Origin of the sequence: Pseudomonas gingeri (assembly GCF_013385425.1) — a bacterium.
Classification (GTDB): domain Bacteria; phylum Pseudomonadota; class Gammaproteobacteria; order Pseudomonadales; family Pseudomonadaceae; genus Aquipseudomonas; species Aquipseudomonas gingeri_D.
Window position 1 is genome coordinate 370,320 of sequence record NZ_JACAQA010000003.1, and the last position, 19,439, is coordinate 389,758.

At 62.0% G+C, this 19,439-nt stretch carries 15 protein-coding genes; 8 read left to right on the forward strand and 7 right to left on the reverse strand.

All coding sequences use genetic code 11. The features are described 5' to 3' along the window. The first annotated feature begins 38 nt into the window (after positions 1-38). From arnC to HX830_RS04375, 8 genes are all read left to right on the forward strand, one after another. Positions 39-1,052 carry an undecaprenyl-phosphate 4-deoxy-4-formamido-L-arabinose transferase gene (gene arnC, locus HX830_RS04340; protein WP_103495135.1) on the forward strand — a complete coding sequence of 338 codons (1,014 nt, stop codon included), beginning with the start codon at positions 39-41 and terminating at the stop codon, positions 1,050-1,052. Next, positions 1,049-3,040, forward strand: coding sequence for a bifunctional UDP-4-amino-4-deoxy-L-arabinose formyltransferase/UDP-glucuronic acid oxidase ArnA (gene arnA / locus HX830_RS04345; RefSeq protein ID WP_103495134.1), 1,992 nt, complete (start codon positions 1,049-1,051; stop codon positions 3,038-3,040). Before arnC ends, arnA begins: the two co-directional genes overlap by 4 nt. Then, on the forward strand, positions 3,040-3,924 hold the full coding sequence (gene arnD, locus HX830_RS04350; protein ID WP_100943353.1) for a 4-deoxy-4-formamido-L-arabinose-phosphoundecaprenol deformylase: 885 nt from the start codon (positions 3,040-3,042) through the stop codon (positions 3,922-3,924). Before arnA ends, arnD begins: the two co-directional genes overlap by 1 nt. Further along, positions 3,921-5,570: a lipid IV(A) 4-amino-4-deoxy-L-arabinosyltransferase gene (gene arnT / locus HX830_RS04355; protein ID WP_177099077.1), complete on the forward strand. Its 1,650-nt coding sequence runs from the start codon at positions 3,921-3,923 to the stop codon at positions 5,568-5,570. The genes arnD and arnT overlap by 4 nt, the downstream gene beginning before the upstream one ends. Then, positions 5,567-5,911, forward strand: coding sequence for a 4-amino-4-deoxy-L-arabinose-phosphoundecaprenol flippase subunit ArnE (gene arnE / locus HX830_RS04360; RefSeq protein WP_177099078.1), 345 nt, complete (start codon positions 5,567-5,569; stop codon positions 5,909-5,911). The genes arnT and arnE overlap by 4 nt, the downstream gene beginning before the upstream one ends. Continuing rightward, positions 5,908-6,315 (forward strand): 4-amino-4-deoxy-L-arabinose-phosphoundecaprenol flippase subunit ArnF, encoded by a 408-nt coding sequence (gene arnF / locus HX830_RS04365; RefSeq protein ID WP_103495131.1) that lies wholly within the window; start codon positions 5,908-5,910, stop codon positions 6,313-6,315. The genes arnE and arnF overlap by 4 nt, the downstream gene beginning before the upstream one ends. After that, positions 6,312-7,673, forward strand: coding sequence for a UDP-glucose dehydrogenase family protein (locus tag HX830_RS04370; protein WP_103495130.1), 1,362 nt, complete (start codon positions 6,312-6,314; stop codon positions 7,671-7,673). The genes arnF and HX830_RS04370 overlap by 4 nt, the downstream gene beginning before the upstream one ends. Positions 7,674-7,790: 117 nt before the next feature. Continuing rightward, a complete protein-coding gene (locus HX830_RS04375) occupies positions 7,791-9,386 on the forward strand; it encodes an ArnT family glycosyltransferase (RefSeq protein ID WP_152739805.1) in 1,596 nt (531 codons plus the stop codon). Positions 9,387-9,571: 185 nt separating this feature from the next. Here the strand turns inward: HX830_RS04375 and HX830_RS04380 are convergent, their stop codons facing one another. The 7 genes from HX830_RS04380 to HX830_RS04410 form a co-directional block, all read right to left on the reverse strand. Further along, on the reverse strand, positions 9,572-11,419 hold the full coding sequence (locus tag HX830_RS04380) for a polyurethane esterase (RefSeq protein ID WP_152739714.1): 1,848 nt from the start codon (positions 11,417-11,419) through the stop codon (positions 9,572-9,574). 25 nt (positions 11,420-11,444) lie between these two features. Further along, positions 11,445-12,794, reverse strand: coding sequence for a TolC family outer membrane protein (locus HX830_RS04385; protein ID WP_103499137.1), 1,350 nt, complete (start codon positions 12,792-12,794; stop codon positions 11,445-11,447). Between the two features lies 1 nt (position 12,795). Further along, entirely contained in the window at positions 12,796-14,124 is a 1,329-nt protein-coding gene (locus tag HX830_RS04390) for an HlyD family type I secretion periplasmic adaptor subunit (protein ID WP_152739713.1), read from the reverse strand. Further along, positions 14,121-15,902: a type I secretion system permease/ATPase gene (locus HX830_RS04395; protein WP_177099080.1), complete on the reverse strand. Its 1,782-nt coding sequence runs from the start codon at positions 15,900-15,902 to the stop codon at positions 14,121-14,123. The genes HX830_RS04390 and HX830_RS04395 overlap by 4 nt, the downstream gene beginning before the upstream one ends. 183 nt (positions 15,903-16,085) lie before the next feature. After that, positions 16,086-16,481, reverse strand: coding sequence for a protease inhibitor Inh/omp19 family protein (locus HX830_RS04400; RefSeq protein WP_256350391.1), 396 nt, complete (start codon positions 16,479-16,481; stop codon positions 16,086-16,088). 51 nt (positions 16,482-16,532) lie between these two features. Beyond that, positions 16,533-17,981: a serralysin family metalloprotease gene (locus tag HX830_RS04405; RefSeq protein WP_103499140.1), complete on the reverse strand. Its 1,449-nt coding sequence runs from the start codon at positions 17,979-17,981 to the stop codon at positions 16,533-16,535. A gap of 309 nt (positions 17,982-18,290) precedes the next feature. After that, on the reverse strand, positions 18,291-19,394 hold the full coding sequence (locus HX830_RS04410) for a DmpA family aminopeptidase (RefSeq protein ID WP_103499141.1): 1,104 nt from the start codon (positions 19,392-19,394) through the stop codon (positions 18,291-18,293). Positions 19,395-19,439: the final 45 nt, after the last annotated feature.

The following is a 19,439-nucleotide window of genomic DNA, read 5'->3' on the forward strand; positions in this document are numbered from 1 at the left end:
CATCGCCGCACCATTGAAACCATTCTGGAAAGAAGCCTTTGAAACCTTATCCAATTCAGCGCGTGTCGATCGTTATCCCGGTCTATAACGAAGAACAGAGCCTGCCAGAACTGTTGCGCCGCACCGAAGCGGCCTGTTCGCAGTTGACCCAGGATGTCGAAATCATCCTGGTCGACGACGGCAGCCGTGATCGCTCCGCCGACATTCTCCAGGAAGCCGCCGAGCGTGAAGGCAGCCAGGTCATCGCCGTGATCCTGAACCGCAACTACGGTCAGCACGCCGCGATCATGGCCGGCTTCGAGCAATCCACCGGTGATGTGGTCATCACCCTGGACGCCGACCTGCAGAACCCGCCGGAAGAAATTCCGCGTCTGGTGGAACAGTGTGCCCTGGGCTTCGACGTGGTCGGCACCGTGCGCAACAATCGCCAGGACTCGGCCCTGCGCCGCTGGCCGTCGCGCCTGATCAACATGGCCGTGCAACGTTCCACCGGCGTCGCCATGAGCGACTACGGCTGCATGTTGCGCGCCTATCGCCGGACCATCGTCGATGCGATGCTGGCCTGCCGCGAGCGCAGCACCTTTATCCCGATCCTGGCCAACAGTTTTGCCCGGCACACCACCGAAGTACTGGTGCAGCACGCCGAGCGCGAGCACGGTGACTCGAAATACAGCCCGATGCGCCTGATCAACCTGATGTTCGACCTGGTCACCTGCATGACCACCACGCCCCTGCGGCTGTTGAGCATCATCGGTTTCACCATGGCCGGTCTCGGCGCGCTGTTCGCCATCCTGCTGGTGGTGCTGCGCCTGATCTTCGGCGCCGCCTGGGCCGGTGACGGTTCGTTCGTGCTGTTTGCTATCCTGTTCGTCTTTACCGGCGGCCAGTTCATCGGCATGGGGCTCCTGGGTGAATACCTGGGCCGCATGTACAGTGACGTGCGTGCACGTCCGCGCTTCTTCATCGAGAAAGTGCTGCGTAGCCAGCCGTCTCCTGCCAGCGCTGCTGGTGATACCCCTTCTACTACTACCTCCAATCAGGTCGCACCATGAATCCGAAAGTTGTCGTCTTCGCCTATCACGATATTGGTTGCACCGGCATCGAGTCCCTGCTCGCCGCAGGTTACGACATCGCCGCAGTGTTCACCCATGCCGACGACCCGAAGGAGAACGCCTTCTACGGTTCCGTAGCGCAACTCTGTGCTCGCAAGGGCATTACCGTGCACGCCCCGGAAGATGCCAACCATCCTCTGTGGATCGAGCGCATTGCCAAGCTGAGCCCGGACTACATCTTCTCGTTCTACTACCGCAACCTGTTGAGCGAAGAGCTGCTGGCCACCGCCAAGAACGGCGCGTTCAACCTGCACGGTTCCCTGCTGCCACGCTACCGCGGTCGCGCACCGGCCAACTGGGTGCTGGTCAACGGCGAAACCGAAACCGGCGTGACCCTGCACCGCATGGTCAAGCGTGCCGATGCCGGTGGCATCCTGGCGCAGAACCGCGTCGCCATCGACCGTGCCGACACCGCCCTGACCCTGCACACCAAGCTGCGTGACAGCGCTGCAGCCCTGCTGGGTGAAGCCCTGCCACAACTGGCTGCCGGCAAACTGAGCGAAACCGCCCAGGACGAGTCCAAGGCTACTTACTTCGGTCGCCGTACCCCGGCTGACGGCAAGCTGGTCTGGAAAAAGCCTGCCGAAGAGCTGTTCAACCTGGTCCGTGCCGTGACCCAACCTTACCCGGGTGCCTTCTGCGCCGTGGGCGAGCACAAGCTGATCGTCTGGAGCGCCGAAGTCGTCAAGGGCAACGAAGGTCAGGCCCCTGGCCGTGTGATCAGCGTCGACCCATTGCGCATCGCTTGCGGTGAAGACTCCCTGGTGATCAAGGCCGGTCAGCGCAACGACGCCGGCCTCTTCCTCAGCGGCCCGCAACTGGCCAACGAACTGGGTCTGGTGGACGGTTCCTTCCTGCGTGGCGCCGAGTCGGGCCGCAAGCCACGTCGTACCCGCGTACTGATCCTGGGCGTCAACGGCTTCATCGGTAACCACCTGTCCGAGCGCCTGCTGCGTGACGACAAGTACGACGTCTACGGTCTGGACATCGGCTCCGACGCCATCGAGCGCCTGCGCAGCCACCCGAACTTCCACTTCGTCGAAGGCGATATCAGCATCCACTCCGAGTGGATCGAGTATCACATCAAGAAGTGCGACGTGGTCCTGCCGCTGGTGGCCATCGCCACCCCGATCGAATACACCCGCAACCCGCTGCGCGTATTCGAACTGGACTTCGAAGAAAACCTGAAGCTGGTTCGCTACTGCGTCAAGTACAACAAGCGCGTGATCTTCCCGTCGACTTCCGAAGTCTACGGCATGTGCCAGGACGAGAACTTCGACGAAGACACCTCGAACCTGATCGTTGGCCCGATCAACAAGCAGCGCTGGATCTACTCGGTCTCCAAGCAACTGCTGGACCGCGTGATCTGGGCTTATGGCGCCAAGGGCCTGAACTTCACCCTGTTCCGTCCGTTCAACTGGATGGGTCCACGTCTGGACCGTCTGGATTCGGCGCGTATCGGCAGCTCCCGTGCCATCACCCAGCTGATCCTGAACCTGGTGGAAGGTACTCCGATCCGTCTGTTCGACGGCGGCGAGCAGAAGCGCTGCTTCACCGACATCGCCGACGGCATCGAGGCCCTGGCCCGTATCGTCGACAACGAGAACGACTGCTGCAACGGCCAGGTCATCAACATCGGTAGCCCGGACAACGAAGCCAGCATCCGTCAGCTGGGCGAAGAACTGCTGCGTCAGTTCGAAGCTCACCCGCTGCGCAGCAACTTCCCTCCGTTCGCCGGTTTCCGCGACGTGGAAAGCAAGGCGTTCTACGGTACTGGCTACCAGGACGTGTCGCACCGCAAACCAAGCGTCGAAAACGCCAAGCGCCTGCTGAACTGGGAGCCGACCGTCGAGATGAGCGAAACCATCGGTAACACCCTGGACTTCTTCCTGAAAGAAGCCATGCTCGAAATCGCGGACAAGCGCTGATGCAGGCTGGACTTCGCATCGATGTGGACACCTATCGCGGCACCCGTGAAGGGGTACCGCGGTTGCTGGAACTGCTCGACGAGGCCCAGGTCAAGGCGACGTTCTTCTTCAGCGTTGGACCGGACAACATGGGGCGCCACTTGTGGCGCCTCATCAAACCCCAGTTCCTCCTGAAGATGCTGCGTTCCAAGGCTGCCAGTCTTTATGGCTGGGACATCTTGCTGGCCGGCACTGCCTGGCCAGGCAAGCCGATCGGTCGGGATCTGGGGCATCTGATGCGCCAGACCCTGGCCGCCGGCCATGAGGTCGGCCTGCACGCCTGGGATCACCACGGCTGGCAGGCCAACGCCGGGCGCTGGAGCGAAGCCGAACTGATCGAACAGATCCGTCGCGGCGTCGATTGCCTGAGCGATATCACCGGGCAAGCCGTCGAATGTTCGGCCACCGCCGGTTGGCGAGCGGACGAGCGTGTCGTGCAAGCCAAGGAGCATTTCGGTTTTCGCTATAACAGCGACTGCCGCGGGCACGGTCTGTTTCTGCCACGGTTGGCGGATGGCAGCCTGGGGACCCCGCAAATTCCCGTGGACCTGCCTACCTTCGACGAAGTCGTGGGTGCGGATCTGGCCGCGAAAGATTTCAATGCGTTCATTCTCGACCGGTTCAGTCCGGCGCGCCTGAATGTCTACACGATTCACGCAGAAGTAGAAGGGATTCTGATGGCAAACGAGTTTCGCCAGCTGCTGGCCCAGGCCAAGGCGCGCGATATCGAGTTCCAACCCCTGGTCAATCTATTGCCGGCCCAACTGGACCGCCTGCCCGCAGGGCAATTGGTCCGTGGCACCCTCGGCGGCCGTGAAGGCTGGCTTGGGGTACAGCAGGGATGACCAGGCGCTGGGCTTTGCCGTTGCTGTTTCTCGCTTTTCTGCTGTTCTACCTCCTGCCACTGGTCACCCATGGCATGTGGATTCCCGACGAAACCCGCTACGCCCAGATCGGCCAGGAAATGCTCCGGCACGGCCACTGGGCGTCGCCGCATTTCATGGACCTGCGCTACTTCGAAAAACCCATCGCCGGCTACTGGATGATCGCCATCGGTCAGGCCATTTTCGGTGAGAACTTTTTCGGCGTGCGTTTCGCTTCGGCCCTGAGCACCGGGCTGAGCGTGCTGCTGGTCTATCTGATTGCCGGACGCCTGTGGAACGACGAACGCAAGCAGTTTGCCTGCGCCGCGTTGTACATGAGCTTCGGCCTGATCGCCGGGCAAGCCGGGTATGCCAACCTCGATCCGCAGTTCACCTTCTGGGTCAACCTGAGCTTCGTCGCCCTGTGGTTCGCCATCGACGGCAGTACCCCACGGGCACGCCTGTGGTCGTGGGTGGCCCTGGGCCTGGCCTGCGGCATGGGTTTCATGACCAAGGGTTTCCTCGCCCTGCTGTTGCCGGTGCTGATCGCCCTGCCCTACATGATCTGGCAGAAGCGTTTTCGCGAACTGGTGGGTTATGGCCTGGTGGCCGTGGTCGTGGCCACGCTGATCAGCCTGCCCTGGGTCCTGGCGGTTCACCTCCAGGAACCGGACTACTGGCGTTTCTTCTTCTGGCACGAGCATATCCGTCGTTTTGCCGCCGAAGACGCGCAACACACCCGGCCTTGGTGGTTCTACCTGCCGATGATCGTGGCTTCCAGCCTGCCATGGGCAGTGCTGTTCCCGGTGACCCTGAAGGACGCCTGGCGTACCAAGGGTCAGCGCATCACCCTGTTCCTGCTGCTCTGGCTGTTGCTGCCACTGGCGTTCTTCAGCCTCAGCCGCGGCAAGCTGCCGACCTACATCATGCCGTGCCTGATGCCCCTGGCGTTGCTGATGGGGCATTCGCTGATGGATCGCATCAAGCTTGCCCAAGGCCAGGTTCCTCGTCTCAACGGCCTGCTCAACCTGGTGTTGGGCCTGGCGGGACTGGCGGCACTGGTGTATTTCCAGATCAAGCAGCCGTTCTACGATAACGAGCCTTTGCACCTGACCCTGCTCTGCGTGTTCATCGGCAGCTGGATCCTGGTCAATCTCCTGCCCCTGCTCAAGCCGCTGACCTTCTGGGCCACCCCGGCGCTGGGCATGGGCATGCTGGTGTTGCTGCTGCCGGCGGCGATGCCGAACGTCATCGTGCACAACAAGATGCCCGACCAGTTCATCGCCCACCATGCCGAAGAGTTGAGCCAGAGCCGTCACTTCCTGAGCAACGACCTGGGTGCCGCTTCGGCGCTGGCCTGGCGCATGAAACGCAGCGATATCACCCTCTACAACACCCAGGGTGAATTGCAGTACGGCCTGGGTTATCCCGAGACCGCCGGTCGCGCTCAGGATCTGAGCCAGATCCAGGCCTGGATGGACAACGCCCGGCGTGAAGGCCAGGTCGGTGTGGTGATGCGCGTCAAGGATGAGGACGAACTGCACGAGATCGACCTGCTGCCCAAGGATCATGTTCGCTATGAAGAAGGCAACATGGTTATCCTGATTTTTTCGAAGACCACCCCATGACCCTGATCTTGTTGCTCAGCGCCTGCCTGCTGACGTGCCTGGGCCAGGTCGCGCAGAAGTTCGCCGTCGAAAGCTGGCGCGGCCCGGACCTGGGCGTCCTGCACAAACTGCGTTCGCCCTGGCTGTGGCTAGCCCTGGCCAGCCTCGGTTTCGGCCTGCTGGTCTGGCTGCTGGTCCTGCAACGGCTGGAGGTCGGGATTGCCTATCCGATGCTCAGCCTGAACTTTGTCCTGATCACCCTGGTGGCGCACTACCTGTTCAAGGAGTCGATCGACACCCGCCATTGGTTGGGCGTGGCGTTCATCATCGCCGGTGTGGTCCTGTTGGGGCGTCACGTATGAGCCAGGCGCGCGGTTTTACCCTGGCCACCGGCAGCGTCCTGCTGGTCAGCGGTGCCCAGTTGGGCATGCGTTGGAGCATGACCCGCCTGCCGGAACCGACACAGTGGCTGGACGCCCTGATGACTCAGGACGTATCGTTACTCGCCTTGGGTGTAGTGGCGGCATCGATCCTCGCCTACGCCCTGTCCATGCTCTGCTGGCTGGCCGCCTTGCGCGACCTGCCATTGGGCCGTGCCTACTCGTTGCTCAGCGTCAGTTACGCGCTGGTCTACCTGCTGGCCGCCGGCCTGCCGTTTTTCAATGAAAGCTTCAGTCTTTCGAAATCGCTGGGAGTGGCCCTGGTCATTCTCGGCGTGCTAACGATCAACTCTCCACGTATACCCCGTCCTAGGGACTCCGTATGAAAATCAGCGTAATTGGTAGCGGTTATGTCGGTCTGGTGCAGGCGACTGTGCTGGCCGAAGTCGGTCATGATGTCGTCTGCATGGACGTCGACCAGAACAAGATCGACTTGCTGCGTAAAGGCCACATCCCCATCTTCGAACCAGGGCTGGAGACCATGGTCAAGAGCAACCTGGAAAGCGGCCGCCTGCACTTCACCAGCGACGAAAAGCTGGCGATCGAGCATGGCCAGGTGCTGTTTATCGCCGTCGGCACGCCGTCGGACGAAGACGGTTCGGCTGACCTGAAGTACGTCCTCTCGGTGGGCGATGCCGTGGTCCGTCACCGCGTCGATCCGCTGATCCTGGTGGAAAAATCCACCGTTCCGGTCGGCACCGGCGACACCCTGCGCGCGCACATTCAAGCCGCCCTGGACAAAGTCGGCCGGACCCTGGAATTCGATATCGTCTCCAACCCGGAATTCCTCAAGGAAGGTTCGGCGGTGGAAGACTGCCGTCGTCCGGACCGGATCGTCATCGGCTGCGAGCGTGAAGAAGTCCGCGAAGTGATGCGCGACCTCTACGCCCCGTTCAACCGCAACCATGACCGCATCATGTTCATGGACCTGCGCAGCGCCGAGCTGACCAAGTACGCCGCCAACTGCATGCTGGCGACCAAGATCAGCTTTATCAACCAGATCGCCGAACTGGCCGAACACCTGGGCGCGGACATCGAAGCCGTGCGCATGGGCATCGGCGCCGACCAGCGCATCGGTTACCACTTCATCTACCCGGGCTGCGGCTACGGCGGTTCGTGCTTCCCGAAAGACATGCGCGCCCTGATCCACAGCGCCCAGGCGGCCAACTGCTCGAGCGACCTGCTGCAAGCGGTCGAAGCGATCAACGAGCGTCAGAAGCACAAGCTGTTCGACCGCCTGAACGCGTTCTACAAGGGTGACCTGAAAGGCAAGACCTTCGCCCTCTGGGGCCTGGCGTTCAAGCCGAACACCGACGATATGCGCGACGCACCGAGCCGCGTGCTGATGGAAGCCCTGTGGGCGGCCGGCGCCCAGGTTCGCGCGTTCGACCCGGAAGCCATGCAGGAAACCCAGCGCATCTATCCGGATGAGCCGGGCCTGTCGCTGATGGGCACGCCGGAATCGGCCCTGGTCGGCGCCGATGCACTGATCATCTGCACCGAATGGCAGCAGTTCAAGGCACCGGACTTCGAACTGATCAAGCAGCGCCTGAAAGCGCCGGTGATCTTCGACGGCCGTAACCTGTTCGACGCCAACCGCATGCAGCGCAAAGGTTTCACCTACTTTGCGATCGGTCGCGGTGCGTCGCTGGATCTGCCGGTGACCCGTCACGGTCTGGAATGATGCCCTGACCCTTGCATAGGGTTACTGAGCAAACAAACGACGCGGTCATTTCGAAAAAATGACCGCGTTTTCGTTCCTAACGGGCTTGCCCGTTGTTTTAGGTCCACGGCCGTGACATTGACGTCCTCATCCCGTAACACCCTGAATCGCCAATCCCTCGGCCTGGGCCTGATCGCCCTGCTGCTGTTTATCGCCGGCGTCTATCAGCAAGCCGCCATCGGTTTCGACTCGCGCTTCGTGCTGTTCGCCGAGGAAATGCTGCGCCATGGTCCGAGTTTCTTTCCGACCACCTATGGCGAGCCGTATCCGGACTATTCGGCATTTTCCACCCTGTTGATCTGGTTGCTGTCGCTGCCGTTCGGCTCGGTCAACGCCCTCGCCGCCTGGCTGCCGAGCGCCCTGGCCTCGGCCTGGATCGTGGTGCTGATGTACCGGCTGGTGGCCCCGCATTCGCCCCGTTGGGCGCTGCTGAGCATTGCCTTGCTGTTGCTGACCAATAATTTCCTGATTGAAACCCGCGCGGTATCCCTCGACCAGATGCTCGCCGCCGTGTCCCTGGCGGTGTTCTACCTGGGTTATGCCGCCAAATACTACGGCGCGCCGAAACGCAGCGTGCTGCTCCTGGCGCTGCTGGTGCTCGGTTTTGCCATTCGCGGCCCCATGGGCCTGGTGATCCCCACCGGCATGCTGTGCAGCTTCTACCTGCTCAGCGGTCAATGGCGCCGGTTGTTCGTGTTTGGCTTCCAGGCCCTGTTCCTGCTGGCAGCCTGCATCGGCCTGCTGTTGTGGCTGGCCTCGCTCGATGGCGGCCCGGCCTTCCTCCAAGAAGTGATCCGTATGCAGTTCACCGGCCGCATGGACGGCTCGGCGGGCTCCAGCGGTACGCTGTATTACTTCAGCAGCGCTTTTGGCAACTACGCCCTGGCTTATCCATTGGCCGTGCTGGTTCTGGTTGCCATTCTGACAACCGGTCGCCAGCATCGTGGGCCGGCCTTGCAACTGACCCTCTACGCGGTCGCGGCCGGCTTGATCGTGATGCTCGGCCTGTCGGTGCCCCAGGCGAAAAAAGCCCGTTATATCCTGCCGATGGTACCGATGGCGGCGATCATTGCCGCCTATCCGTTCCAGGTCGGGAAAGGCCGTCTGTTTGCCTGGCTGCGTGGGCTGATCCAGGGTCTCTGGTTGATCCTGCCGGGCCTGCTGATTGTCGGGATGTTCATGTTGCACCGGCGCTTCCCTGAAGAACTGCCAACCCTGGGCGTCGCGCCCTATCTGGTCGGGGCCTTGCAACTGATCGCCGTGGTGGCGTTGTTCAACGCCCGCTGGCGCGCGCTCGGGCTGGCCGGTTGTGCGGTGCTGGCGCTGTGGAGCAGCTATATCCTGATCGTCGAGCCGACCGAACGCGTCGCCTACGATACCCGCGCCTTTACCCAGGCTACCCAGCAGTTGATGCAGAAGGATCCTGCGCCGCTGGTCATGCACGCGGTGGGCAAGGATGGACGGGCGATCAAGTTCATGGTCAATGCCGAGGGCGATCTGCAGCCGATCTTCACCGAAACGCCTGAGCAGCTTCAGGGCGTGGCACGACCGGCGTGGGTGATGATGGGCAAGGATCAGTATGACGCCCTGAAAGGCACGGCTATCGGCGATCTGACGCCAGTACTCAGCCAGCGGTTCGACAAGAACGATTATGTGCTGTTGAAGCTACCGTAAAACCTGTAGGAGCCTGGCTTGCCAGAGAGGCTTTGAGCGATCTCGGGCCTCTTCGCGGGCAAGCCCTGCTCCTACAGTTCGGTGTCGTACACAAGATCAGCAAACGACGACTCACTGTAGGAGCAGGGCTTGCCCGCGAAGCTTTTGGCGGCCTGGAGGCTGCTATCGTTTCCTGTATTACAGCATCAGGCGATAACTACACTCGCCCCCTTCAGCACATCCAGCCCTACCCCCACCAACGTCACCGAATCCGACCCGAAGGTCAGCACGGTGTCGTGTCCCACCACCTTGGCGTGGTCCTGGATAGTGTGTCCCTGGGAATCGGCATACCCCATGAACACCAGTTTGTCGGAAGCCTGGAAGCCGGTGATCTTGTCCTGGCCGAACGATCCGTTGAAGCCGTTGAACAGGAAGGTATTGCCCCCGCCCTTCGCATCCATCAGGTCATTGCCGGCACCACCGATAAACACATTCCCCCCCTTGGCCGAACCGATCAGATGATCGTCGCCGCCATTACCCAACAGCCACTCCCCCGAAGACTTCGCCGTCAGGGTATCGGCCCCATCGCTGCCGACCTGCGAGTTGACGTAACTCCCCTCGGACAAGCTCTGGTTGCCCACCACATGGGCCACGTCCTTGTTGAAGAACACCAGGCTCGACTCCTTGCTGACCAGGGTGCCGATATTCTGGGCAATGGTGATCCCGCCGCTGGCATCACGGATATACAAGGTGCCGTGGCCGTCATTGGCGATATCGAAACTGCTCAGGGATTTCTGCAGATCGAAGGTGTTGTTGCCCTTGCCGCCGAGAATGATGTTGTAGCCACCGTCATCGCGGAAGGTATCGTTGCCGCCGCGCCCCTCGATGTAATCGTTGCCACGCCCTCCCTTGAGCAGGTCATTGGCGTCGCTGCCGATGATAAAGGTGCTGCCGCTATGGGTTTCGGCATTGCGATTGAGGTCCTGCACCCAGGTCTTGTCCCGTGCCGGATCCGACAGGTTGGCGACGATGATGGTCGAGTCCTTGCTGGTCAGGTTGTAGAACTGCGACCCCAGCACCCGATTCAAGCCATCGCCATAGGCCGTCGGCAGATGGGAAATCCAGGTGGCGACGTTACCGATGGAAAACGGCAGCACATTCCAGGCATCGGACGCGTAATGGTCGTTGAAGCTGACGATATTATTGGTCGCCGAGGCCTTGTTGGCATCGTGCACACCCAGGGTTGCCAGGGTCAGATTGGAGCCGTCGAGGGCACGGAACACCGGGTCGTTTTCATAACCGATATTCAGCACCTGGGTGCCCGGGCCGCTCTGGGTCGGTGAAGCAAAGGCGATGTAGTTGGCATCCTTGTAGAAACCACCCCAATGGTCCTTGCTCAGGTCGGCCACGCTGTTGACCGCCAGCCCGCCGAGGCTGTGGCCGCTGACCAGCACGTCCTTGCCGGAAAGACCGTTGGCCGCGGCAAAGGTCGCCACGCTCTTGAGCAGGCCTTCGAAGGCATTGGCGCTGTAGTTCTTCGCGTAATCCTTGGGTCCGATGGCCGCCAGCAAGTCGTTGATCGCATCGCCGATGGTGTCGCTGATCTGGCTTTCCCGCGGCCCGCTGGTGCCACGGAAGGACACGCCGATCTCGGTCAGGTGCCCGCTGGCGTCGTACTTGCCGAGGATTTCCGCCTGCGCCGTGGTGTAGCCGGCCTTCTCGCCATAGAAGGTGCCGCGGGCATCGGTCTTGCCGCCGTAGCCCAGTTGCACGGCACTGATGGGTGTCCAGCCGGCGGCCTTCACCGCCGCCAGCGCGGCTTTCTCCGAGTCCGGGTTCCAGGGGATCCCGGGGATGACCCCCTGGGCATCCGTGCCGCCGATCAGGGCCTTGACCAGGGTCGCCGGCAGGCCGAGACCGAAGCCGTTCTGCTGGTAGCCCACGGCAAAGCCGTTATCGAGGTTGTGGTAGGAGTACAAGGTGATCGCCATTGCATCGGAATACAGTGCTTTCGAAGCCTCGGTTCCCACGTTTTTATAGTCAAACACACCCATGGTATTGCCTCCTTGCTGGTTGGAATCATTGTCGTATGAAGGCCTCATCGACCCTGGCCAGGTCGGTTTCGCGCAAGGTGCCCGCGTAGTAATGCAATTTGGTCCAGGCCATCAGGTAGTCGTAGCGCGCCTGGGCCAGGTCGCGCCGGGTGCTGTAGAGCTGCTGCTCGGCGTTCAGCGCATCGAGGTTGACCCGCTCGCCACCGAGGATGCTCTGCTTGGTCGAGACCACCAGGGCTTCGGCCGAACTCAAGGCCTTCTGATAGGCGCGCAACTTGCTCACCCCCGACAGGCAGGCACTGAACTGACGACGCAGCTCGATCAGGGTTTCGCGGGTCTTGCCGTCCAGTTCGTATTCGGCCTGTTCCAGATTGGCGCTGGCCTGGCGCACCGACGCCGAGACGCCGCCACCGGCGAACAACGGCACGTTCACCTCGAAACCGATAGTGTTGGTGTCGTAGCGCTGGTTGTAGGTGTTGCCGCTGTCGGACTCGCTCTTGCGCACGCTGGCGTAGGCATTGAGCTTGGGCAAGTGCCCGGCGCGGTTGCGCTCCACTTCATAATGGGCCACTTCCAGTGCCTGGCGCTGGGACGCCAGGGTCGGGTTGTTCTCCAGGGCCATGGCGTGCCAGGTATCGAAGTTGGCCGGCTCCAGGGGAAACGACTGAAAGGTCCGGGCCAGTGGCGCCAGTTCGGAAACATCCACCGACGCTACGCCGATCAGCGCCCCCAGTTCGCGCAGGGCGGCATCCTGTTCGTTGCGGGCTTCGATTTCCTCGGCGGTGGCCAGTTCGAAACGCGACTCGGCTTCGAGAATATCGGTACGTGTGCCCTCGCCCTGGCGGAACAGATGCTCGTTCTGCTGGAACTGCTCCCCATAGGCTTTCTTGCGGGCCTGGGCGATCTCGATCTGGTCCTGGGCAAACAACGCCTTGGTGTAATAGGTCAGGACCCGCACCAGCAGCTCCTGGCTCTTGCCGCGAAAGGTTTCATCGGCGAACAACGCCTGGGCCACGCCCTTGCGGTAATTGGCATAGGCCTCGTAGTCGATCAGCGGTTGTTGCAGCATCAGCGTCGAGCCGGAGCTGGTGTAGTGACGGTCCTCGTGGGAGTTGCCCCGTTCGCTGAGGTAGGTGGCCCGCGAATCGTTACGGCCCTGGTTGTAGTTATAGGAAATCTTCGGCAGCAGGCCGGCCCGGCCAATGGCGCGGTTTTCCTGGCCGGCATCGCGCTCCTTGAGCGCGCCGAGGAATACCGGGTCATTGCGCAGCGCCTGCTCATACACCTGGAACGGCCCCATGGCCTGGCTGCCGGTGCTGACCAACAGGGACAGCGTTGCCACGATCATCGACAGTGTCTTCATTCGGTGAAACATCCTATTGCTCGGTCAGCGCGGAACCCGCGCGGTCCAGCAGGGGTTTGAACAGATAGTTGAGCAGCGAGCGCTCGCCGGTCCGCACGAACATCTCGGCGGGCATGCCCGGCTTGATCACCAGCCCGTGGAGTTTTTCCAGGGCCATGTCGCTCACCGACGTGCGCAGCACGTAATACGGCGCGCCGGTCTTTTCATCGAGCAACTGGTCGGCGGAGATCAGGCTGACTTCGCCGGGCACCCGTGGCGTGCGGCTCTGGTTGAAGGCGGTGAACAGGATGTCCACCGGCAGATGGCTGCCGACCTTGTCCACCAGGTTGACCGGCAGGTGCCCCTCGACTTCCAGGCGTTCGCCCTGGGGCACGATCTCCAGCAGGGTTTCCCCGGCACGGATCACCGCGCCTTCGGTGTGCACGCTGAGGTTGACCGCGATGCCCTCCGCCGGCGCGACGATCTCGCTGTGCTGCAAATTGAAATCCGCCGAGCGCAGCTGCTGCTCCAGGGTCAGGCTCTTGAGCTGGGCCTCGGCCAGTTGGCCGCGCACTTCCTTCTGGTACTCCTCGCTGTGCTGGGAGAGCTTGAGACGCGACTCGACAATGCCCTGCTCGACCCGCCCGCTTTCGCCGCTGTTCTGCGCCAGGTCCTGTTGCACCTGGGACAGTTGGCGCTGGTAGTCCAGCAGGCGGTTGCGCGGGATATAGCCGTTGTCCGCCAGGGGCTTGAGGTTGTCCAACTGGCTGCGCAGGGAATCGGCGCGGGCCAGCATGTCGTTGCGCGCGCGACGCATACCGGCCAGTTGCGAGCCGGCGCCGTCGATACTGGCGCGAATACCGGCCTGCTCCCGGGAAAAGGCTTCGCGACGGCTACTGAACAGTTGCCGCTGGCCTTCGAGCACCAGCGCCAGGGGCGGGTCGGCCTCCGCGCTCAACTCGGGCGGAAACACCACCCGGGGCAGGTTGTCGCGCTCGCTCTGCCAACGCGCCTGGCTGGCCCAGGCCATGCGGTACTGGGCCTGCAACGATTGCACATCGGCCGACAATTGCGTCTGGTCGAGACGAAACAGCGGCTGGCCCTGATGCACCACTTGCCCTTCGCGCACCAGGATCCGGCTGACCACGCCGCCGCCGAGGGATTGCACCGCCTTGCGCTTGCCGGATACCACCACGGTGCCCTGCACGGCAATGCCCTGGTCCAGCGGCGCCAGGGCCGCCCAGAGAAAGAAGCCGCCGGCACCCAGGAGGGCCAACAACCAGCCCATACGGGCAAAGAACCGGGCATCACGTTCCCGGTATTCAACAGGGGTACTGATCTGCATTGTGCTGTCCTTGCTCATGCGCCGCTACTGCGCGTCGGCGCGGGATACTGTCGGCTCAGGCTGACGCCCGCCGGGGTGGCTGCCTCGCGGGCCGGTTGCGGTGCGGGTTGGGCGCCGGCCGACAGTGCCTTGAGCACATCGGCACTGCTGCCGAAGGCTTGCAGGCGGCCTTCGTTGAGCACCAGCAACTTGTCCGCCTGGGTCAGGGAGGTGGAACGGTGGGTCACCAGGACCACTGTGCTGCCCCCCGCCTTGAGCAGGGCAATCGCCTGGGTCAGGGCGGTTTCCCCGACCACATCGAGGTTGGAATTGGGCTCATCCAGCACCACCAGGCGCGGGCCGCCATACAACGCGCGGGCCAGCGCCACCCGCTGCTTCTGCCCGCCGGACAGGCCGCTGCCGTCTTCTCCCAGCAGTGTGTCGTAGCCCTGGGGCAGGCGCAGGATCAGCTCGTGCACACCGGCCTGACGTGCCGCCTCGACCACTTTCGCCGAGTCGACCTCGGCAAACCGCGCGATATTTTCGGCAATGGTGCCGCTGAACAACTCGATGTCCTGGGGCAAATAACCAATATGCGGACCGAGGTCGTCGCGGTCCCAGCGGTGCAGGTCGGCACCGTCCAGGCGCACGGTGCCGCCCAGGGTCGGCCAGACGCCCACCAGCACCCGGGCCAGGGTCGACTTGCCCGAGCCCGAGGCACCGAGCACCCCCAGCACCTCGCCGGGGGCCAGGCTGAAACTCACCTGGTGCAGGGTCGCGACACGCTTGCCCGGCGGTCCGGCGCTGACCTGTTCAAAGGCTACCTGGCCCTGGGGAGCAGGCAGGCTCATCTGCCCTTCTGTCTCGGGGAACTCACGCAACAGGCCGTCCAGGCGCTGATAGGCGAGCTTGGCCGTGCTCCACTGTTTCCACACCGCAATCAACTGGTCGATGGGGCTGAGCACCCGGCCCATAAGGATCGAGCCGGCGATCATCATCCCGGCGGTCATCTCACCCTTGATCACCAGCAGCGCCCCCAGGCCCAGCACCAGCGATTGCAGGCACAGGCGCAACATCTTGCTCAGGGAAGTAATCACCGCCCCGGTATCGCTGGCGCGGTTCTGCCGTGCCAGAAATCGCGAGTGCACCTGGAACCAGCGCCTGCGCAAGGCCCCGAGCATGCCCATGGCCTGGATCGTCTCGGCGTTGTGCAGATGACTGGTGGCCAACTGAGTCGAGCGTTGCGAATAACCGCTGGCTTCGCTCAAGGGCTTTTTGGTCATGGACTCGTTGAGGCAGGCCAGGGCGATCAGCAACAAGGCCCCGACACTGGCGAACACCCCCAGCCAGGGATTGAACAGGAAGATCACCAGCAGGTAGATGGGAAACCACGGTGCGTCGAAAAAGGCGAACAGGGCCGGGCCGGTGAGAAACTGGCGAATCTGCGTCAGGTCGCCGAGGGACTGGCCGGCATGCCCTTCGCCGCGCAACAGGTTGCGCTCGAAGGCCGCCTGGTAGACCCGCAGGTTCAAGCGCCGCTCCAGGGCGCTGCCGATGCGGATCACGATAAAACTGCGGACCACTTCCAGCAGCCCGATAAAGGCAAAGAACCCCACCACCATCAGGGTCAGCATGACCAGGGTGGTTTCGTTCTGGGAGGTCAATACCCGGTCATAGACCTGGAGCATGTAAATCGAAGGCACCAGCATCAGCAGATTGATCAACGCGGTAAAACAACCGACGCTGAACAACACACTTTTATAATCGCCGAGCACACGGATCAAAGGTGTCCCGGACATCATTTTCGGCGGGTTCATCTCTCTTCCTTGAAGTTTACGCACAGCCGGATACGCACCTTTATTCGATGGCCGGCGAGCCGCTCGGGAATATAGGCACTTTCAATAGGAGTCGTTCTTTAGCGACGCATAAAGACTGAACGAGAACACAACTAACAGGCACAAGGCATCAAGTTGCCGTTTAATCGATTTGCACCTGGATACTCAGGGCTTATCGCGCACCAGTACCAGAACGCTTCCATTCTTCAAACGCACTTCATAACGATCCGCCTTCTGCCGATTGAGATGGACGATGCCAGTCCCTTCGGCGCCATACAGCCACAGGCCATCGGGGGTCGGTTCCCAGTTGGCCGGGCGTTCGCCCAACCAGCCGGCGATGCACTCCAGGTCGCCACTCAGGCGCGGTGACTGCAACGCCAGGTCAAGCTTGCAGGCCTGGGGGTTCTCACCTTCAGGGTACATCCGCCACTGGCCGACAAGGGCCTCGGGGCTGGTCATGAGCAGGCTGCTCGCCATGGTGACTTCTCCAGAAAACGCCAGAAACGCAGCCATCAGCCACGTCGAATAGGTACTGCGAACAAAGGTCTTGATCATGGACATGGACTACCTGGCCAGAGGGCAGCGCTGCAGCGCTGCCCCTACCGCATCAACTCAAGCCACGATATCCGTGACCGCGGCCTGACCCACGGTGGTCACCAGGAAATCGGCGACGCCGTGCCCGGAGAAGTCCACCGCCAGGGTACCCAGGTTGGTGCCCGAGGCATACGTCAGTACCGCATCGCCGGCATGGCCGGTGAACGCGTTGACGAAGGTCAGGCCCGAACCATGGGTGATCCCGGACAGATCGATCTTGTCCTGGCCACTGGTGAAGTCCATGATCCGGTCGGCCGCTTTCGGCGCCGAGTCGGAAACGGCGGCGAACACGAAGGTATCGTTGCCCGAACCACCCCAGAGCTTGTCGGCACCGCCAGCCCCGTAGAGGATATCGTTGCCGGCACCGCCGCGCAGTTCGTTGGCCGCATCGTTGCCGATCAGCAGGTCGTTGCCCGAACCGCCGACGGCGTTCTCGATCGTGACACCCTGGGCAATGGAGATATTACCCACCATGCCGCCAACGTCGGAGAACGAGCCGTCATGCAGGTTGATCTTCTGGTTCTGGGTGAACCCGGAGAAGTCCAGGGTATCGTTGCCGCCGCCGTCCCAGACCGAGAACACCAGCTTGTCCGAAGACGAAGTGGCGCTCAGGTAGTCGCGACCGGCATTGGAGTTGAACCCATAGGTGGTGTCGCCGGAACGGGTGCTGTAGTTGGCGCCGTAGAGTTTCTGGATCGCCGCGATATCATCCATCAGCGGGCCCGAGGAATAAGCCTCGACCCCGCCTTTGCTGAAGTTCTGGCTGGTGTTGCTTTCGCTCCAGTAGCTCATGACGCTGTAGCCGCGGGTGTCCTGTCCATAGGACGCGTCATTGTAGGTCGGGTTGCCTTCGCCGGCGTTGTAATCGCCGGGATGAGCCAGGCCGAGGGTATGGCCGATCTCATGGGTCAGGGTCTGGCGACCGTAGTTGTTCAGGCCAGGCGTCTTGTTGACGTTGTAGCCGCTACCGGTCAGGTACCAGGACTGGCCGTCGTAGCCAGGCTCGGTTCCCGGCAGGAAGGCGAATGCCGCCGCGCCTTCCTGCCCGCCGCTGTAGTTACCGAAGGTCATATGACCATCGCCACCCTTCGCCGCCTCCGTGAAGGTCACATTGGCCACGTCCGCCCAGGATTGCATGGAGAGCACGGCCTGCGACTTCTGCAGCGCGCTGAACTGGCTGAACCCGGTGACGCCCAGACCGCTGAAATTCGAGGTCTGGGAAGTCAGGAAGGTATAGGTCAGTTCGATCTTGCCGCTGCCGTCCAGATCGTGCCAGGCGGCACCGTCACGCAGCAGTTGCGTGGCGGCCTGATCGACGGAGTAGGAGGGTTTGCCATTGACCGTGAGATTACCGCCACGGTCGTATTGATGGCTGAAGCTATCGATCTGGTTAAAGGCGGAACTTGTCCCGTTGGCCGCCAGTGCCGCATCAGAAGAAACAATAGCTTTGGTTTTGACTTTCGACATAAACACACTTCCTTGTTTGCAAGTGAAACAGTTTTTGTCAGATAGCGACAATCCCTTGGCGAGATCATCCTATCACTCGCCCTTTTTGAAGGCAGCGAGAAACTGACACAATTTGAAATCAAACGTCCAGCGCTTTTTTGATAACAAATCCCATAAACACCGAAAACACCTACAAACGCTGGACAACGCCATGAAAGTTTTTTCTGACAGTAACGGCCGACTCACCCAAGCAGACTTTCGGAAAACTTCAAGTCGCAAGAATGCATATGGGAAGTGCATCAATAAATGACCAACCAGTCACTTTTATACTTATAAATTTCCCGGTCGACCACTCGTTCTCAATGCATTCAGGACAACTTCGCCGCTTAACGCCGATACCGCTGTTCCATCGGCCGTGTTCATGTCCTCGCCGGCCAGCAGGGCATTGATGATCGCCTCCTCCACCGCTTCGGCGGCCGCCAGGAACAAGGGGGAAATATGATCGTTGTTGAGCATCGCCAGCGGGCTGCTGAACGGCAGGTCCTTGCGCCCGTAGTCGGCGGGTGGCAACTGGTCGTTGCCGGTGGCGAAGGCCAGGAAGATATCGCCGCTGGAGTCCTCGGTACCGCCGCCGGTGCGGGCGATACCGATGGAAGCCCGTTGCGCCAGGCGCTGGCATTGATGGGGCAGCAAGGGTGCGTCGGTGGCGAGAATCACCACGATCGAGCCCATGCCCGGGGTGCCACGACGGGCGAAAGGCGACGGGATATCCAGCAATTGGCGACCAACCGGATAGCCATCCACCCGCAGCTCCTGGCGCTTGCCATGATTGGCCTGGACCAGCGCGCCGACGGTCCAGCCGCCCTGCGCTGCCGACAGGCGCCGGGATGAGGTGCCGATACCGCCCTTGAATTCATGGCAGATCATCCCGGTACCGCCACCCACCGAGCCTTCGGTCACCGGACCGGGCCTGGCATCGGCCAGCGCTTCACGGACCTGCGCGGGGCCGACATGCTGGCCCCAGATATCATTGAGCACCCCGTCATAGGTTTCCATCACCACCGGCATGCACCAGTACACCGCCGGGTCCGCCAGGCTGTCGCGCTCGTCGGCGATCAGCGCATCGCGCACCACACCGACGCTATGGGTATTGGTGATCGCCACGGGCGTGGTCAGCAGCCCGGCTTCGCGAATCCACTCCAGGCCCGTGGCATCGCCATTGCCGTTGAGCACATGGCAACCGGCGAAACAGGGCTGCTGCCGCGCCGCGCCGGGCCGTGGCTGGATCAGCGTCACGCCGGTGCGCACCTGCTTGCCGTCGATCTCGGTCTTCAATGTACTGTGGCCGACCCGTACACCGGGCACATCGGTGATGGCATTGAACGGCCCCGGTGTTCCCAGGCCCAGGGTGATTCCCCATTCACGTGCGCGCATAATCCCTCTCTGTCCGCGGGTTTGAAATGTGCGGCCACTCTAGGC

Coding starts and splice junctions, on each gene's coding strand:
- arnA (WP_103495134.1), top strand. CDS start 1,049: ATGAATCCGAAAGTTGTCGTCTTCGCCTATCACGATATTGGTTGCACC.
- arnD (WP_100943353.1), top strand. CDS start 3,040: ATGCAGGCTGGACTTCGCATCGATGTGGACACCTATCGCGGCACCCGT.
- arnT (WP_177099077.1), top strand. CDS start 3,921: ATGACCAGGCGCTGGGCTTTGCCGTTGCTGTTTCTCGCTTTTCTGCTG.
- arnE (WP_177099078.1), top strand. CDS start 5,567: ATGACCCTGATCTTGTTGCTCAGCGCCTGCCTGCTGACGTGCCTGGGC.
- arnF (WP_103495131.1), top strand. CDS start 5,908: ATGAGCCAGGCGCGCGGTTTTACCCTGGCCACCGGCAGCGTCCTGCTG.
- HX830_RS04370 (WP_103495130.1), top strand. CDS start 6,312: ATGAAAATCAGCGTAATTGGTAGCGGTTATGTCGGTCTGGTGCAGGCG.
- HX830_RS04380 (WP_152739714.1), bottom strand. CDS start 11,419: ATGGGTGTGTTTGACTATAAAAACGTGGGAACCGAGGCTTCGAAAGCA.
- HX830_RS04385 (WP_103499137.1), bottom strand. CDS start 12,794: ATGTTTCACCGAATGAAGACACTGTCGATGATCGTGGCAACGCTGTCC.
- HX830_RS04390 (WP_152739713.1), bottom strand. CDS start 14,124: ATGAGCAAGGACAGCACAATGCAGATCAGTACCCCTGTTGAATACCGG.
- HX830_RS04395 (WP_177099080.1), bottom strand. CDS start 15,902: ATGAACCCGCCGAAAATGATGTCCGGGACACCTTTGATCCGTGTGCTC.
- HX830_RS04400 (WP_256350391.1), bottom strand. CDS start 16,481: ATGTCCATGATCAAGACCTTTGTTCGCAGTACCTATTCGACGTGGCTG.
- HX830_RS04405 (WP_103499140.1), bottom strand. CDS start 17,981: ATGTCGAAAGTCAAAACCAAAGCTATTGTTTCTTCTGATGCGGCACTG.
- HX830_RS04410 (WP_103499141.1), bottom strand. CDS start 19,394: ATGCGCGCACGTGAATGGGGAATCACCCTGGGCCTGGGAACACCGGGG.